At 31.3% G+C, this 16765-nt stretch carries 14 protein-coding genes; 2 read left to right on the plus strand and 12 right to left on the minus strand.

Annotation, left to right across the window (positions count from 1 at the left end):
* Positions 1 to 123: 123 nt before the first annotated feature.
* The gene (locus FF125_RS06230; RefSeq protein ID WP_138948954.1) at positions 124 to 801 is read right to left on the minus strand and encodes a hypothetical protein; all 678 of its coding nucleotides are present in this window, start codon (positions 799 to 801) and stop codon (positions 124 to 126) included.
* Positions 802 to 994: 193 nt separating this feature from the next.
* On the opposite strand from FF125_RS06230, the gene FF125_RS06235 reads away from it, so the two are divergent.
* Positions 995 to 2050, plus strand: a complete 1056-nt coding sequence (locus FF125_RS06235; RefSeq protein WP_138948250.1) for an IS110 family RNA-guided transposase — start codon at positions 995 to 997, stop codon at positions 2048 to 2050.
* A gap of 344 nt (positions 2051 to 2394) precedes the next feature.
* On the opposite strand, the gene FF125_RS06240 is transcribed toward FF125_RS06235, so the two are convergent.
* The 8 genes from FF125_RS06240 to FF125_RS06275 form a co-directional block, all read right to left on the minus strand.
* Positions 2395 to 4083: a UvrD-helicase domain-containing protein gene (locus FF125_RS06240; protein WP_138948955.1), complete on the minus strand. Its 1689-nt coding sequence runs from the start codon at positions 4081 to 4083 to the stop codon at positions 2395 to 2397.
* A complete protein-coding gene (locus FF125_RS06245; RefSeq protein ID WP_138948956.1) occupies positions 4074 to 6131 on the minus strand; it encodes an AAA family ATPase in 2058 nt (685 codons plus the stop codon). The genes FF125_RS06240 and FF125_RS06245 overlap by 10 nt, the downstream gene beginning before the upstream one ends.
* A 401-nt stretch (positions 6132 to 6532) precedes the next feature.
* Positions 6533 to 6949: a hypothetical protein gene (locus FF125_RS06250; protein ID WP_138948957.1), complete on the minus strand. Its 417-nt coding sequence runs from the start codon at positions 6947 to 6949 to the stop codon at positions 6533 to 6535.
* A gap of 336 nt (positions 6950 to 7285) precedes the next feature.
* Positions 7286 to 7876 (minus strand): hypothetical protein, encoded by a 591-nt coding sequence (locus tag FF125_RS06255; RefSeq protein WP_138948958.1) that lies wholly within the window; start codon positions 7874 to 7876, stop codon positions 7286 to 7288.
* A 204-nt stretch (positions 7877 to 8080) separates the two neighbouring features.
* Positions 8081 to 8950: an NADAR family protein gene (locus tag FF125_RS06260; RefSeq protein ID WP_250629693.1), complete on the minus strand. Its 870-nt coding sequence runs from the start codon at positions 8948 to 8950 to the stop codon at positions 8081 to 8083.
* A gap of 341 nt (positions 8951 to 9291) precedes the next feature.
* Entirely contained in the window at positions 9292 to 9750 is a 459-nt protein-coding gene (locus tag FF125_RS06265) for a DUF6896 domain-containing protein (RefSeq protein ID WP_138948959.1), read from the minus strand.
* Between the two features lie 338 nt (positions 9751 to 10088).
* Positions 10089 to 11288: an MFS transporter gene (locus tag FF125_RS06270; protein ID WP_138948960.1), complete on the minus strand. Its 1200-nt coding sequence runs from the start codon at positions 11286 to 11288 to the stop codon at positions 10089 to 10091.
* A 242-nt stretch (positions 11289 to 11530) separates the two neighbouring features.
* Positions 11531 to 12346: a hypothetical protein gene (locus tag FF125_RS06275; protein ID WP_138948961.1), complete on the minus strand. Its 816-nt coding sequence runs from the start codon at positions 12344 to 12346 to the stop codon at positions 11531 to 11533.
* Positions 12347 to 12930: 584 nt separating this feature from the next.
* Between FF125_RS06275 and ltrA the strand changes: the two genes are divergently transcribed.
* Positions 12931 to 14193 carry a group II intron reverse transcriptase/maturase gene (gene ltrA, locus FF125_RS06280; protein WP_138948962.1) on the plus strand — a complete coding sequence of 421 codons (1263 nt, stop codon included), beginning with the start codon at positions 12931 to 12933 and terminating at the stop codon, positions 14191 to 14193.
* A 193-nt stretch (positions 14194 to 14386) separates the two neighbouring features.
* Here ltrA and FF125_RS06285 read toward each other — a convergent pair whose 3' ends face one another.
* The 3 genes from FF125_RS06285 to FF125_RS06295 all read right to left on the minus strand — a co-directional run bounded on the left by FF125_RS06285 (position 14387) and on the right by FF125_RS06295 (position 16765).
* Positions 14387 to 14881, minus strand: a complete 495-nt coding sequence (locus FF125_RS06285) for a hypothetical protein (RefSeq protein ID WP_138948963.1) — start codon at positions 14879 to 14881, stop codon at positions 14387 to 14389.
* Between the two features lie 256 nt (positions 14882 to 15137).
* Positions 15138 to 15401: a hypothetical protein gene (locus tag FF125_RS06290; RefSeq protein ID WP_138948964.1), complete on the minus strand. Its 264-nt coding sequence runs from the start codon at positions 15399 to 15401 to the stop codon at positions 15138 to 15140.
* Positions 15402 to 15787: 386 nt separating this feature from the next.
* Entirely contained in the window at positions 15788 to 16765 is a 978-nt protein-coding gene (locus FF125_RS06295; RefSeq protein WP_138948965.1) for an AbiTii domain-containing protein, read from the minus strand.

Raw genomic sequence — 16765 nt, forward strand, 5'->3', positions numbered from 1 at the left:
TTTTTCAGGTGCACAATTTATTTTAAAAACTAAGAAGTTGGTCGTAGTTTATGAGAAATTGCAGCGATATTATGGTATAAAACGGAAGCCTTGTGTTGTTTATGAATATTGTTGTGTGTAGTTTTAATACATTGCTTGATTGTTTTCGACTTTAAATAATTCCAAACTCATTTTCTGATATATTTCAGATTCCATTTCCAATTTACAACCTATTAACATTGGTGCTTCTTCTGAGGTTGTAAAGCACCAGTCTAGATTTTCTGAAAAGAGACAGGTTTCTAATTGAAATCGATATGTACCTTGAATCTCAAAATATTTTTCTAAGTCAATATCAATATATTCTTTTTGTAAATTTGAAGCATTAGTATATTCTTCTGAATCGTAGATTAGAAGATTCAACTTTGATTTTTCAGACAACTTTTTTAAAGATTCCTTTAGTTTAAATATAGTTAAATTGTCCAAAAAACAAGTTCCGGGTGTTTCCGGTATAAGATTTACAGTTTTGTTTGAAAAGGGAACATTAAATTGGTTTGCTAAATCCATTATTGATATCGGCCGATAAAGTTTCTCATTATTTAATAAAACGTTAAACTCTTGTTCAATCTTCACTCGTTTGTTTATTTCCTCAAACGTTTCTTTTTGCAAAGGATAATCATCAAAAGGAAAATTTTCAATTATACCGTATACCCAATGGACGATAAACTTGGATTCGAAAAATTCAGGGATATAATGTTTCGCGAAATTCCAATTTGTAGATTTTCGATTATTATAGAACTGATGAAAGTCGTTAAAAATGTTCATTTTTAAATTACCTAAAACGTGTTTGTATATGATACGTTGCGTGGTTTGTCAGGTAATTTAGCAAATAAAAACCAGATAGAAAATCCGCGAGTATTTTCGTAAGTAAGCCAGCATTAGCAATGGATTATAGCAACCATGTAAAAGCAGTATCCAAAGTTTAGTTAATAACTTTAAGGTTCAAAAACTTATTATTATGAAAACAAAGGATACTACTAGATCAAAGTTATTTATTGGAATTGACGTACACAAGCGAAGTTGGAAAATTCGTACTGCAACGGATCTTTTTGATGGATCATCGTTAACTATTCCACCAGATGCATTTAGTTTAAAAAAGTATGTGGATAGGCATTTTAAGGGATATACTGTTTATTGCTGTTATGAATCGGGTTGTTGTGGCTTTAGTCATTATCGACATTTTATTTCATTTGGATGGCATGCAAAGGTTGTTAACCCTGCAGATGTTCATCGTCCAGCCAAGGCCCAGTTTCAAAAGACCGACAAGATCGATGCACGTATGTTATGTAAAGAATTAAAGGATGGCCGACTCAAAGGAATTCATGTTCCTTCAATAGAACGAGAGCAGTTAAGATGTTTGTTTCGTCGAAGAAATGAGCTGGTTAAAGAACATCGAAAAATAAAGACTCAAATAAAGATGCAATTGTTGTATTTGGGGATTGAAATTCCAAAGCCATTTGACAATAGTCATTGGTCTCATAATTTTAGAGATTGGTTAAGAAATTTGACTTTTGAATATCCTACAATGGATTATTGTTTTGAGACACGTCTTATTACCTATGAATATATAGATAAGCAAAAGCGAGATGTGAGTACAAAATTACGTGCCTATTGTCGTAAGCATTATAAGAAAGATTATTATTTATTACGATCAGTTCCGGGAGTAGGAGGCATAGTAGCTTGTGGATTATTATGTGAATTGGGTGATTTAAGGCGTTTTAAAAATTTCAAACAATTAGCCAGTTATGTAGGATTGGTTCCCTGGGTACACCAAAGTGGAGATAATCTCAAAACTTCAGGGTTAACCCCAAGAGCAAATCGGCTAATGCGTAGTTATTTGGTAGAAGCTACTTGGCAAGCGTTGCGTTTTGATCCAGTTATGCAGGCCTATTATCGGTCACATTCAGGTAAAGATGTCAAACGCATATTGGTAAAAGTAGCGAGGAAACTCTTGAGTCGAATTCATGCAGTAATTAGAACTGAAATTCCTTATGAAGTAGGTGTAGTTAGTTAAATAAAAACATAAAACAAGCTTAAAACTCATTATAAAATTGGCACAAAAGATAGGACAACAAAACACCGTAGGTGAAACTCTAATACAGTTATCACATATTTATAGCAAGTTGCCTTGTTTGCCAAAATCATCATAGAGATGCTGGTGGATTCGCTAAAGACGGATACCACATATAGGATGCGGAGTTTTATAAAGCTAGCATTGAATTATTGATAACGCAAAAAGCGTAATCAACAGTTCAACACTAAAAATAATATCATGAATTAAAAAAAAGAAAAATATTGTATATTTAACCTAAGACTCGGGAAAGTGCTTTACATAGGATACGATGTTGTATGCAGTTTTTATATATTTTCAATATCAAACAAATTATCCAACGCTTGTTTTTTCTCTGTACTTAATGTTGGTACTGAAATGAAAAGTCTATTTTTTGCTCTACTTATTGCAACGTAATTTATTCTTTGTTCTTCATCACTCTCTAAATCTGAATTAATTAAAAATTCAGTATCACTTTCATCTTTTAATACTAACAATACATTATTGAATTCATCACCTTTCGATTTATGTATTGTTTTGTGTAGGCTTAAATCTTCAGGAATTGAGACACAAAGTAATAATTGGTTAAAGGAATAATCTTCATAAAATATTTTAATACCACCTCCAGTTACTTTTGAAATGCTATTATCAAGATTTTCTTTTACAAAATTAGAGAAATCTAATAATGAAGAACCTTTATAATCATCATACTTATCCAATAGCAGAGTTATATATTTTAATGCTTTGCGTTTACCTTTTAATTTATCCTTTTTATAATTAAATAGTTTCTCTAATTCTTTGATGGAATCTTTAAATTTATTTTCCCTTGCATATGCAATCGATTTTATACACGAGTGAATTAATCTTTTTCTTTTACTATTTGAATCCTTTGCAAGTAATTTGTTTAACAGCTTGCTATCAAGACCAACACCACTTATCTCAGCTTTCATAGCATTTGATGTGATATTGTTTCTAGAAAGAGAATTAACTTCTTCAACAGAGCAAAGAACCTTAGCTCTCCTTAACGCTAACGTCATGTCTCCAATTAAAATTTTGGGTTTTTGAATTGATGTATCTCTATAAGATATTTGTGTTATATCTGTTCTAATTGAATTTAGGAGTTCAATTATTTCATTACTGCTTCTTCTGTTTTCATTTAATTTGTATTCCAAAACATTAGGTAAATTAAAAGTTTCAAATTGAGTGTAATCTGCTCCTTGAAATTTATATATCGATTGGTATGGATCACCAATTACTCCTGTTATTGCTCCTTCAAAACCAAGAGTCTTAAATATTTCAATTTGAATCGGGTTACAATCTTGAAATTCGTCTACAACTAGATAGGGGAATTTGGCGAGTAAAACTTTTGCAACAAAAGGATGTTGTTTAAGAATTTGGTAACTAAAAAAAAGAACATCATCGTGATGAATTAACCCTTTTTCCCAAGTCATTTTTTTGTATTCTAAATAAGAATCATTTCTAATTGGATATTTTCCAGCTCTAAAAGGGTATGGCGTTTTTACTACTAAATCATCGTTGTCTATTTTCCATCTTAATTTTTTAAAAGCATTTACAACTACATCATCTTCTCTAATTCTTTGTTGTCCAGTTCTTGTTTTCCAATCATTTAAAAAGCTATAGTTAGATAGGACGATATCATCATGACCATCAATCTTACTGATGTCTAAATTATACTGTTCTGCAATAAATGAAACATATGGCTTTACAATATGTTTGTAGAAAAAACTATGGATTGTTGAGACTTCTACTTGTGCTGACGAAGTTCCTAAACGACTATAAATAGTTTCTACAGCAGTATTTGTGTATGTGATACAGGCTACTTTTCTAGTTATTGATAGCTTACTTGAATTATGTAAAATGTTTTTAATGTGATTAACTAGCCAATAAGTTTTCCCTGCTCCAGGTCCAGCTGAAACTTTGAAATTATTATCAATATCAGTTATTTTGTAATCAGAGTTAATGATAATTATTGACATAATTCTTCTATTGCGTTTTTAATATATTGAGGAACATTAAATTCTATAAAATCAGTTGTTCCTTTCTTTTCTAAATTTTTAGCTAGAATGTAAGATAGCTCCAGAGCATTTTCTCCTTTGCCAACAGAGTTTAAATATCTAGATGCAATAATGGATTTTTTCTTTTCTTCAGCATCTAAAATAGTATTGAGGTTTATAGAATCCTTGATTCTAGTATTTGCATCACTATCTCTTAGTTTATCTAATAAATTTTGAACAGTTGAACCTGTAGTAACAAATTCAGACATTAAATCATCTAATTCTTGTTTATTAGTAATTGAGTCTGTAAGTAGTAATTTTAAAGAAGGATTACTCATTAATAATTCATATTCTAAAGTTTTGCCCTTATCTGTTTCAGGACTAAAGAATGTTATATTTTGATGAGTGTCTTTTAAGTATCTATCAGCACTTGGGTTTGATTGATAATCAAAGGTAGCTAAGTCTTGATTGTATTCAAAAGGGTAACATTTTTTAAAATTACCTCTAGTTTTCTCTTTCCTCTCAGGGTCTCTATCAGTAATACAAACAATTTTTTTATGAATAGTATTCTCTTTCTCGCTATCAAATAAATGCAAGAAGTGATCAAAATAACGACCTCCAACATTTATAACTGCAACGTGATTATCCTCCAGTGATTTGCCAATATAATTGGCAAAAATTGACATTAGAAGTTGTTCTGCAATACCTTCAACGAATAATATTTTTTGAGCAAATAGCATATCCGATTTCGTTGCATCTAAAAATCTCTGAACGTATTTTTTATTTTTCTCTTCTGGAAATACTCTATTAGGATAACCTATTGTGGTTTCTCCATTTTCACTGTGTAAACAAATAATTTCATCTAAAGAAACTGCTGAAGTAATATGGGTAGAATGAGTGGTTACAAATATTTGACGAACTTTTTTCTCTTTTTTATTTTCATTCAAAAATTTAAGAAATTTATACTGCATTGCAGGATGAAGGTGAGCTTCTGGCTCTTCAATAGCCAGAGTTGTAAAAACTTTAGCATTATTATCTAAGTAATCGACATCTGCGTTTACTTGCATTTTGGCAAGTAATAAAGACATAAAAATTAAATTGTTATATCCTAAACCATTATGTGAAGCAGGAATTTTGATACCTGATTCATATTCAACAATTAGTTTAAGAACTGAGTACATTTCATTTTCAGAAATACTTCCTTCAAAAGTAGGTTTTGCATTATTAAATGAAGCCCCTGTTTTTTCAGCATATGAAAGAATTTCTTGTTTCCCAGCTCTTATTCTTTCACTTAAATCTTCAATTAGAACATCTGCTTGTTCTGAAAATGATTCTTTTTTAGCTTTAATTTCTGAATACTTTATTTCTGGTGTTTTGGTTTCATCTATTTTTATTTCGTAATCCATAAAGAAATCAAATACTTCTCTTAAAAGAGTGTTTCGACCTGTTAGCATATCTCTCTCAACATCTCGAATTGCATCTAAAAATTGAAAATCAATTTTTTGTAATGATTCAGAATCAGCAGTTGCTTGGTTTGTTATTTCTCCACCCCATATTTTGTATCCGTAATATCTTATAAATTCATGTTTTATTAACTTCCATGCTTTTTCTATTTCGGTTGGAGTCTCATCAGTCAATGCTGATAATGCTTTTATATATTCTTCATGTTTTTTTTCTGGCAAGAAAAATTCATAGGTTAATAATGCTTCGTATGAGCTATCCAGTTTTGTTAGCCAGTTAGAGATAGTTACTAAATCATCTGGAGTTTCTTCTTCTCCTTTTGTTATCGTAACGGATATGGTGATTTTTGGAGGAGCAGATTTTAACTCTGCTAATGTGACATTTTTATTAAAGTCGTCTGTATATAGTCGTTTTGGCTTTTCGTTGTCAATGACTAATGATAGGGCTTTAATTAAGTTGGTTTTCCCTGCGTTATTGTGTCCTATAATTACGTTAACACCATCATTAAAAACAATTTCTTTATCCTTAAAATTTCTGAAATTATTTATGTGAATTTTAGATATATACATTGGTTATTTTATTTTGAATGGAGTTGTTTCGTAATTGCATACAACTATTTTATAAACGCAATACGTTTATCTCCGTTAAAATTATTATAGTTTTTTCTTGTAATTACGTAGCTAAAGCGAACAGCACTTCAATAGGGATGGAGTAGGGTTTTATTTAGCGACTGCCTACCAAATATAGCCATAAAATGGCAATACCACAAATGAAAATTTGAGAGGTACAAGAGTTGAAAGTATACAATGAAAACTTAGTTTTTATTACTGTTTGTAATAAGTTGTTAAAAAAGGCTGTTGCTTTTACTACATCAGGCTTAATATATGATGGGAATTATAAAAGTACTTTAGTGGTAAATTAATGTGGTTTTACTGGTTTTTTAGCACAGTACTTTGTTGCCTACCATATTTTATCTATTCATCCCGAAACTTTGTCCGAAAATGAGCTCTTCATTTTTATTCCAAGAATAAGTAAAGTAATATCTGGGCTTTTCATCCGATTCGGCATGAGTAATGTCCATACAAATTGCGTCCGATTTTTCACCTAAATCATTTATAGGTATTCTAACATCATAAGTGATCACATAAGCTTTAATTTGTCCTTCCGCGAAAAGTTTTTCGAATTCCATTGTCATTCCATCAATCAACTTTTGACTTTCGGGAAAATCTGTTTCTTCATTTTCAATTCCAACACCTACTAATTCGCCATCATTTTTTATTTGTGCTCCAAAAGGATAATATTCTTTTCCTTTATTCAACATGTATTCAGCGAATTGATGACAATACTCAATAATTCCTTCGATATCCTTTTCAACTTCTTTTTTCATATGGTAGGTAACTATTATACAAACGCATTACGTTTATCCCCGTTATAATTAGTATAGTTTTTTCTTGTAATAACGTAGCTAAAATGAACAGCACTTCAATAGGGTTGGAGTAGGGTTTTGTTTAGCGACTGCCTACCAAATATAGCCATAAAATGGCAATAACACAAATGAAAAACTACTCTTAATTATTGTTTGTAATAAGTTATTAAAATAGGCTTTGGCGATTGCTAAATCAAGATTAATATATGATGGGAACTATAAAAGTACTTTTGTGGTAAACTAATGTGGTTTTACTGGTTTTTTAGCACAGTACTTTGTTAGCGGTAGTTTTTTATTTTACCAAACGCAGAGCCAATATATTAGTTCATTCTCTTTTTCGTTTGTAGCAATTCCTCTCGAAAATCCATTTTTCCATTTTTCGGGCAAATTATTGTTTTTAGTCAGATACTCTTTATTCATAAATTTACCTGATTTACTTTCAAGAACATAGATTTTATTATGTTCAGTCAAATACTTACTATTGAGTCCGAAATCTCTTTCATAAGAATCGAAATTTGGTATTGGAATTCCAGTTTCTTTTTTTTCGTAATTTAATGTGTCTCCGATTATAATGAATATGCTGTCAGTTGGTTTATAAGATTTTATTTTATTCAATTTCAGCTTTCTGATAACAGTATTGAATTCAGTCGAATCTACTTCGTGTGAAAAAATCAAATTAGCCATTCCAATTCCGTAAGCACCTGCTGGATATCCAATTGTTAATTGTCTTTCAGATTTTAGAATGTTTGGGAAATGGTCAGTTAATTCAGGATTAAATTCGTTCAACCCTTTAGAATAATTTAATAAAAATCGTTTTTCATTTTCATTTTTGTTATTCGAACAAGATGTTATTATAATTAATAAAATGAAGTAAAAATTATTTCTCATTTAGTTGGGTTCAAATTACTGCTAACGGTTTTGTTATGAACAGTACGGGCGTAAACTAGCGTTTGCTTTCCGCCACGCACATAGCGAAATCTTTTTGTTTTGTTTTTTCTTTTCCTTTTTAAAGCCGAATCAAAAAGATTTGGCGGACTTGGTTAAAAGCTCTAAACTTTGGATTAAGCACCAAAACCGTATTAATTATAGCTTTTATTCTTTATTTTTAATGTAATCATCTCTTTCCCAATATCCATTTCTATAGTTGTTTTCTAGAAATTCTTGCCTTAACTCAGTTAGAACAATTCCCAACCAATTAGTTCCCTTCCATTTGAGTATGTTATTAGCGTCTGTATCATCAGCTGTTAAACCGATTCCCCAAACTTTATCTGTTGGGCTAGCTTCAACTAGAGTCTTTCCTTTTGTTGACAGCAAAAGTTCTAGATAATCAATGTTTTGTTCAAACTTTGCCTTATTTCCTTTGTATACTATGTCTATAGCATTTCGAGTCCATATTTCTAAATCAAAATTCTTAACCTCTCGACCTAAACTTTTTTGTTCACGAACATTATTGGAAGCCATTATTTTATCTGCAATTTTATTATCATCAAATAATTTAGCCTTTCCGTACATCATATATTGTTCCGCACTATTAAAAGTCAAACCGTCTATTTGAAATTCTGATTTGTTCCATTGAGAAAAAGGATGCTTAGTTTCATAAAAAAAGTAATATTCCTCTTTCAAACAATTTGGTTTATACCATCCAATATCTCCACCAGATAAACCAAATTCAACAAATTTTTGATTGAAGTATCCTGCTTCAACTGACTTTAGAGGAAAGTCAGGGTAATCGATTAAACAAGTTCTCTCCTCATTTGAAATATTAATACCTCTTTCTAAATGTTTATTAAGAATTATAGGTTGCCTTTTGGTATTATTTAAAAAGTCTTTTAGTTGATTTACAAATGCGTAATTACAATTATCGAAGTTTTCATCCAGAATTATTTCGTGTAGGCTAGCGTGCATTTCTCCACCACATAGTTTTCCGTTTCCAATTCTATATTGATAATATTTAAAGTTCATTTTTTTGTAATTGCTGCCAACTATTGTATAAACGCAATACGTTTATTCCCATTATAATTAATATAGTTTTATTCTTGTAATAACGAAGCTAAAGTGAACAGCACTTCAATTGGGGTGGAGTAGGGTTTTATTTAGCGACTGCTTACCAAATGTAGCCATAAAATGGCAATAACACAAATGAAAAACTAGTCTTAATTACTGTTTGTAATAAGTTATTAAAATAGGCTTTGGCTGTTGCTAAATCAAGATTAATATATGATGGGAACTATAAAAGTACTTTTGTGGTAAACTAATGTGGTTTTACTGGTTTTTTAGCACAGTACTTTGTTGTGCTTTCGTTTTTATTCAGCAACTTTCACAACTTCCCCTATTTCATATAATTCCTCAACCGCCAATTTTAATTTCTGCCAGTTAACACCTTCGACTTCTTTTTTATACTTTCCAGTTGATTCCATATATCCAAGTAGAAACCAGGAATCAATATGGCCAAATTCCGGCGGATTTTTTAGAACCACTTCGACGCGTTGCTGAAGTTTTTTATTGTAAAACCCACATTCGAGACCATGAAAATTATAATTCCATTTTTTTGAAAGTTCTCCTCTCCTTGGAATATTCTCATTATTTCTAGCGATTAATCGCTCATAGTCTTCCGAACTTTCTATGTCAAGATTGAATTTTTCTCCAAGCTTGAACATCAATTCCTTTCCCTCGTTGCGATAATCAAATATGGCTTTTTTGACTATTTCAAGATTGATCTTTTTACTAGGTCTTAAAAGATTTTCAATCCACTTTTTAATCATTTAATTCAGATTTAGACAAATGAAGCACAACTATTGTATAAACGCATTACGTTTATCCCCGTTATAATTAGTAAAGGTTTTATTCTTGTATTTACGTTGCTAAAGCGAACAGCACTTCAATTGGGTTGGAGTAGGGTTTTATTTAGCGACTGTTTACCAAATGTAGCCATAAAATGGCAATAACACAAATGAAAATTTAGTCTTAATTATTGTTTGTAATAAGTTGTTAAAATAGGCTTTGGCTGTTGTTACTTCGAGGTTGCCTTACCACCATAATTATAGACAGGCTTAATTGGTGAATTAATGTGGTTTTACTGGTTTTTTAGCACAGTACTTTGTTAGGGTGCGTTTTTCTTATTTTCCTTTATTATTTCAGGTAATATTTTATTCAATTCAGAATATCTCTCCATATTCATTAGGCTATCACGTACTTCTGTTAATTGGTAAATAAGTATTTCGGGAATATTATATTTTACACCAATACTCTTTCGTCTCTCTGTCTCTGTATAGTTTTTGTATTCATCCCATTCAATTCTAGGTGTATTAACTAAATTTATCTGTTCTTTCAAAATATCAAAAAGTTCTTTTGTTTCGTTTGAATTACTTTCAAAGTAACCAATTTGTTTTAAAATGTCTTTTGGTAATGCGTAAGGCCAATTTTCTAAAGAATTTCGTCTATGATTATACCAACTTCCTCTTTTAAAATTATGGATTACAATTTTCTGAAGAACAAGAGTGTCAATTGATAGTTCATTCCCTTTTGCAAAGGCTGTTTTAATACTGTTCACTTGTTCAACGGAACTTTCAGCGTGCCATTTTTTAAGTATTTCAATTGTTTTACTGTCGTATTCAATTCCGTAATTTACTTTCGATTTAGAGATTTCTTTGTCAATGTATTCATAGTCCTTTTCGTATCGTTTAAAATAAGCATTATTAAGTTTTTCTTGGTCAACTGTAGTTGTTTTAGAAAGTGTAAATGCTGTAATCGTACAAATAAGTAATGAAAGAAATATCCATTTTCCTGCTCGATAAACAAGTCTAACTGAAAACCAACTTTGAGCAAAAACTACAATTGGAATAAGAACAAATAAAATCCAATAATCATTATATAGATTTAACTGGTTATCATAACCTGGAGTTCCAAACAATATAAATGGCAATATCGAACCAAATCGAGCAATCATCATTAAGATTAACCAAAAAATTAATAAAGCATTTGTTCTTGACAGTTGTTTATAAAGTTTGTCCATTTTTCTTGTACGAGTTCGATTACCCATCCAAATCCAAATAGTAATTGCAAGTCCTAAGACAGTTGATAGTGAAGCGAAAAAGTAGTTAAAAAAGGTTAACTCTTGATTTTCTATAATTAATAAGTCGGCTGACGTACTCGTAAAAAACCGAAAAACTTCTCTTGCTTGATTAAAAGCCAAGGAAATTGATAAGGCTGAAATAAAACCTGCTAGAATTCCAAACCAAAATCTTTGTTTTCCAATATTTTGAACTGATATTTTGCTCTTATTAAAACTTATTCTTGTCATTCAGTTTTTTGAATTCAACGGATTTTTGTCATAATGCACCCTAACGGTTTGTGTATGAAACGTAGCGTATAAAAAGACACTAGCTTTTCGGATTAACACAGAGCCGAATTTTTATGTTTTTCTTATTATCTTTTTTCTCAATAAGCCAAATTTAAAAATTTGGCGACTTCGCAAAAGTGACCAAGCCATTGAATTAAGCCACTAATTTCCATATTATTTTTATACGGAGTTACCCAACGTTTTTATTCAGCTTTTTGTTTTAATTTTAGTTTTTCGCCATTCAATTCAGCCAGTTTACCTTTTTTTAAACGAAATTCCAAGTCATTAAATTGAATCCATTTCGCACTTGACAATGCAAAACTTATATTATCATCCTTATTCAGGTTTCGAGATTTTAAAATCAATGTATCATCAATGTTTTTCCAAAATCCTTCTGTAAAATCAGAACCGTGTCCTTTGTTTATCCAAAATTTGAATGTTCTATCTTCTTTTATAATTAGTTTAGCTTCGAATCTGTCTTTGGTTCGTCCTTCATATTTGCCATAGAATAATCTTGTTTTTCTATTTGGTGGCTCAATTTGCATTAACGAATACATTTTATCATTAAATAGTTCGATGAATTTTTCGTCCCTAAATCCATCTGTACAAGTATGGCAAAATTTTAAATTAGTAATCTCGATATTCTTTAATTTAAGAGTATCAATCATTTTATCAGGACAACCAGAATAACCTCCAACAGCACTTACTAAAATTCTTTTTCCATCCAGAAATAGTGCAGTTGCTATTTGGTTAATTCTATTGTCCAACCATTCATTGTCACTTTCGTTCAATTTAAAATCCTTTCTAAATCCGCTATAGATTTGGATACTACTTATTGTATTTAATTCTGTCTGCAATAATCTACTTTCAGGTTTATTTATTGAGTCAGATTCTAAACTTTTTGGAATATAATTTATCAAATCATAATACTCTTTTTCATACAGAGTAGATGATTCAGGATTTTGAGCAAAAATTAATGTGCTAAAAATAAAACTTAATATGAAAACTGTTTTTCTCAAATGTTAGGTAACGTTGGTATAAGGATAGTACGCCAAATAAAAGAAGTTACTTCCATAAACTAAACATTGTATTGGCGTATTAGCTTTATACTTTGTGTGTGCCCAGCATGGGCATCTTTACCTTACGAAAGTAAGGAATTAATCTAGAGGGTGCAAGACCCTTATGGGCAGGGGTAACGCCTTGAACCATTAGTAAGCTGCAAGGTTGCCAACCGTGAGGTTGGGACTGAAGGAAGCAGGACTACAAAGCTCGGTTCCGACGAACAGAAACCGTATATGAGGCATTAATGCACGGGTAAGCAAACACATCATTGTAACGCCCAAAGAGTACCAAAAGTGCATTTATGTAGATACGGCAGAGATTGAGTGAAAGAAGATGTCATTACCTGGGGAGGTCTCCAAAGTTACGTGTAACTATATGGAGAAGTCAGCAGAAGTCAAAATAACCAATTACCTGATAGGTTGGTGAAGGACAGAACGATAATGGTCTTTAATGAACTTAGGAGTTGTTTTACGTTACGGATAGATTTCCAGTAAAATGATAGCCTTTGATTAAGCGAGACAGCAAATCAATTTAAGTATTAATGATTAAACAATTAACAAGTAAACAGAATCTAAACGACGCCTATGAGCGGGTGTATCGCAACAAGGGTTCAGCAGGAATAGACAGGGTTCATATTACTGAACTAAAATCTATATTGCAGACCCAAGGTAAACGATATATTTGGCAAATAGAAAGAGAGACCTATCAGGTGTCCCCAATATTGGGCGTTGAAATACCAAAAAGCAACGGGAAGAAACGATTACTCGGTATTCCTACAGTTGTTGACAGGGTGTTTCAACAAGCATTGCATCAAGTTTTGCAACCCATATTCGAGCCAGACTTTCAACAGCATAGTTACGGATTCAGACCACAACGCAATGCCCATCAGGCAATTGCACAAAGCCTTGAGAATATCAATTCAGGTTCTAAGGATATAGTAGATATAGATTTAAAGAGTTTCTTTGATGAAGTAGAACACTATATACTTTTAGAATTGATTTACAAAAAGGTAAAATGCAAACCAACGATGAAGCTACTGCGTTCATTTCTTAAAGCCCCGATACTGACGGGTGGTAAACTACACAAACGGAAAAAAGGTGTTCCGCAAGGTTCGCCTTTAAGTCCATTGCTCTCTAATATCTTGCTCAATGAGTTAGATAAAGAACTAGAGCAACGAGGACACCGCTATGTAAGATACGCTGATGATTTCAGTATCTACGTTAAGAGTAAAATGTCAGCAAAACGCGTAGGAAATAGTATCTACAAATTCCTGCTAGACAAACTTCAATTGCCAATAAACAGAGAGAAAAGTGGCATACGTAAGCCTTTAAATTTCCAAGTACTAGGGTTTGGTTTTGTACCAACCTATAAGAAAGGCGAAAAAGGTAAATATCAACTGGTGGTAAAACCGTCTAAATGGAAAGAATTTAAGGAAAAACTTAAATATCTTACTAAAAAGACGATACCCACAAGTTTTGAAGAACGTATCGACCGTATCAATCTGTTGATACGTGGTTGGATAAATTACTTTAGACCGGCATCCATTCAAGCGAAGCTTAAAAAGCTGGAAGAATGGTTGAGAAACCGATTACGGTATTGCATATGGCATCATTGGAAGAAACCAGAACGAAAACGGAAAAATCTGATTCGTTTAGGTATTGACCAAGGGCAAGCCTACGCATGGAGTCGCACAAGATTAGGAGGATGGGCAGTAGCACAAAGTCCTATACTAGGTACTACCATTACCATAAAACGGTTAAAAATGAAAGGTTATGTTAGTTTAATCGAATACTACAAACGATAAGTTTCATTATCGAACCGCCGTATACGAGACCCGTATGTACGGTGGTGTGAGAGGCGAACTCTGTCAGTTACTGGCAGAGCCGTCTACTCGATTGTAAGACGTTGGTGTGTCATGTCAGATTCTAAAGAACGAGACGATATAATTAGGCAATTAGCTGATGCTAATAAAGATTTTAAAAGTACAAATAAATATCTTAGCTGGACATTAATTTTACTATCCATTCTATTAGTTGTAAAAATATTGCAATTCCTGATATTATGATAGCCCATTTAGCTCGCTTTCTTGTTTTGGGAAACTCTTTTAAAGTCTCCTTGGATAATTCTAAATCAACTTTTGATTTTTCAAATTCAAGTTTATCACGATTTCTTTTGTCCTTTAAATCTTTATACAATGCTTTAAATCCACCCTGTTTTTGGAAATTAAGAGTATTTGAGTTTGCAGAAGCAAATTCTCCGTCTTTTGTAGAGTTACATTTGCAAAGTTCGTATTTTTTAAGTATTCCTAAATACCTGGTAAATTCTTTAGATGCGTCAAAGTCAGGCGTGAGCGTTCCATACCCTTTTTCGTCAGTCAGTTTTATATGTCCAGATTTAATGAGGTCGTCAGCACTAACACTAAAGCTAGTTTTAAGGCATTGGTCTATAATAAAGTCCAATGCCTCAATATCAGATTTATTAAATTCCTTCATTGAATTTTTATTTTTAACGTTCTATAATTCATTCCCGCGTAACAGTTGTAAGATTTTTAAATTTTAAATTATGTCTGAAATTAACATATCAGAGTGCAATCCAAAAGTTCAAAAATTCGTTAGTGATTTTTTTGAAGCAAATGAAGAACTAAATAAATTAGATAAACTTATTACTTTGATAAGGCAAAATAAAAAACTATTTGAAAAATACGATCACGAAATAAGTTTATCCTTTCGAGGGGAAAACATACTATAACTATTTAAGCCTTCCTTTCGTTTTATTTTCAAAGTCAACACAACAAAAATCTGTACAGTATAAAATACCACTTTTAGTATTTGAATTAGTTGAAAAAATTACAGTTCCTTTAGAATCCTCTTTACATTCATCACACACAAGCCCTTTAAATTCATTTTCAAAGAAGTTTTTTGCGTCTCCATGAAATTCGCTTTTAAATATTTTTACAGAACTCTCATTTATTTCATCATCATTTATTTCCCTTGTTATAATTTTTATTCCCATATTTTAAATTTTACTTACCTTCTTTCTTTACCCATACTTCTTAACCCTTTTTAATGGTTTACAACTATTGTATAAACGCAATATGTTTATCCCCATTATAATTATTATAGTTTTATTCTTGTAATAACGTAGCTAAAGCGAACAGTACTTCATTTGGGGTAGAGTAGGGTTTTATTTAGCGACTGCCTACCAAATGTAGCCATAAAATGGCAATAACACAAATGAAAATTTAGTCTTAATTATTGTTTGTAATAAGATGTTAAAATAGGCTTTTACTATCGCTACATCAGGCTTAATATATGATGGGAACTATAAAAGTACTTTTGTGGTAAATTAGTTTGGTTTTACTGGTTTTTTAGCACAGTACTTTGTTGTGTTTAGTTATTTTAAAAATTAGCTAATAATGTTTCTATTTCAGCAATTATGGGTTCAGTTTGTGGATTAGAATCTGCTTTGGATAAAATATCATAAGTCGTGTTCAATGATTGACTTATTATAGTTTGTTTCGGTTTTTCTCTTTTTAATTGATTTAAAACTCTTTCTGATTCAGATAAAATATCTTCTTTGTCATCTGCCTTTAATTCTAGTTTATCAACTATTTTATTAATTTGTTCAACAAGGTTTTTTATCTCTTCTTTTTTTAAGCTACTTATTTCCAGTTGTTGAGTTATGTTTGTCCCTGTCGCTGTATTAATTTTTGAATTATCACCTGTGTTTATAGTGTTCCCTTCTCCAACGTTTGACATATTGTACTGATTTCCCATAATTACATTAATAGTCTTAGTAATATCTTCTTTTACATCATCGCTAATATCTTCAATGTTTTTTGGTAAATCTGGAAATTCGGTTTCTAGGTTTAACATAAAATCTAAAAATTTGCTTCTAATTTCAGTTAGAGTTTGCGTAATTGTAGAAATATGAGTCATTTTCTTTATATCTCTTATTTCGCTTTTAAATCCGCTTTCTTTCATATGGCGAGTTAATAAAGCCCAAAAATCAATAGGAAGAATTTTAATAAGCGTGTCGTTATCTTTGTGGTTTACATAACTTTCTAATGTTTTTACGCTATCTCGAAATTCAAATTGAACAAAGAAGTTTCTTAAATTTTCATCACTAATAAACGAAATTGGAACAGGTGTGTTTTCTTGTAAAGCATAACCTTGTCTTAAAGTACAAGATGAAGTCGCACTACCAACTCTATATTCAGGCAGAGTATCACTCATAGAATATCCATTAATCTCCTTATTTACCCACTCTAGTAATTTTTTGTTTTTTAGTCTAGAAGCAAATACTTTAGTCTTGAGCAAAGAGCTAACTAATGATTTATCATCATTTGTTAAATCAGATATTATTTGTTGAATCAT

This window comes from Aureibaculum algae (assembly GCF_006065315.1).
Taxonomy (GTDB): Bacteria; Bacteroidota; Bacteroidia; order Flavobacteriales; family Flavobacteriaceae; genus Aureibaculum; species Aureibaculum algae.

Coding starts and splice junctions, on each gene's coding strand:
- FF125_RS06270 (WP_138948960.1), bottom strand. CDS start 11,288: ATGACAAGAATAAGTTTTAATAAGAGCAAAATATCAGTTCAAAATATT.
- FF125_RS06285 (WP_138948963.1), bottom strand. CDS start 14,881: ATGAAGGAATTTAATAAATCTGATATTGAGGCATTGGACTTTATTATA.
- FF125_RS06235 (WP_138948250.1), top strand. CDS start 995: ATGAAAACAAAGGATACTACTAGATCAAAGTTATTTATTGGAATTGAC.
- FF125_RS06230 (WP_138948954.1), bottom strand. CDS start 801: ATGAACATTTTTAACGACTTTCATCAGTTCTATAATAATCGAAAATCT.
- FF125_RS06250 (WP_138948957.1), bottom strand. CDS start 6,949: ATGAAAAAAGAAGTTGAAAAGGATATCGAAGGAATTATTGAGTATTGT.
- ltrA (WP_138948962.1), top strand. CDS start 12,931: ATGATTAAACAATTAACAAGTAAACAGAATCTAAACGACGCCTATGAG.
- FF125_RS06240 (WP_138948955.1), bottom strand. CDS start 4,083: ATGTCAATAATTATCATTAACTCTGATTACAAAATAACTGATATTGAT.
- FF125_RS06265 (WP_138948959.1), bottom strand. CDS start 9,750: ATGATTAAAAAGTGGATTGAAAATCTTTTAAGACCTAGTAAAAAGATC.
- FF125_RS06255 (WP_138948958.1), bottom strand. CDS start 7,876: ATGAGAAATAATTTTTACTTCATTTTATTAATTATAATAACATCTTGT.
- FF125_RS06290 (WP_138948964.1), bottom strand. CDS start 15,401: ATGGGAATAAAAATTATAACAAGGGAAATAAATGATGATGAAATAAAT.
- FF125_RS06245 (WP_138948956.1), bottom strand. CDS start 6,131: ATGTATATATCTAAAATTCACATAAATAATTTCAGAAATTTTAAGGAT.
- FF125_RS06260 (WP_250629693.1), bottom strand. CDS start 8,950: ATGAACTTTAAATATTATCAATATAGAATTGGAAACGGAAAACTATGT.
- FF125_RS06295 (WP_138948965.1), bottom strand. CDS start 16,765: ATGATTCAACAAATAATATCTGATTTAACAAATGATGATAAATCATTA.